Origin of the sequence: Flavobacterium sp. ACAM 123 (genome assembly GCF_000264055.1) — a bacterium.
Lineage (GTDB): Bacteria > Bacteroidota > Bacteroidia > Flavobacteriales > Flavobacteriaceae > Flavobacterium.
Genome location: NZ_AJXL01000269.1, coordinates 1 through 316, shown reverse-complemented (window position 1 = coordinate 316; position 316 = coordinate 1). Strand labels below are relative to the sequence as shown.

1 protein-coding gene is annotated in these 316 nt (G+C 39.6%); it reads left to right on the top strand.

Translation table 11 applies throughout. The features are described from left to right. On the top strand, positions 1–316 hold a 316-nt coding region (locus tag A3SG_RS0118650; protein WP_016991475.1), incomplete at both ends, for an IS66 family transposase.

The window sequence follows — 316 nt, the reverse complement described above, 5'->3', positions numbered from 1 at the left end:
TCAGATTGGCAAAGCCCTTGCATACTCTCAAACAAGATGGGATAATTTATCGGCATACCTATTAGATGGTAACTTGCAAATAGATAATAATCTGGTGGAAAATGCAATCAGACCAGTGGCCCTAGGTAGAAAGAATTATCTTTTTGCCGGATCGCACGATGCTGCTCAAAGAGCGGCTATGGCCTATACCTTTTTTTCTAACTGCAAAAAGCATAACGTAAATCCTTTTGAGTGGCTCAAATATACCCTTGAGAATATCCAATCTATAAACCACAAGAATATTACAGACCTGTATCCCCACAATTACAAGCGGCTA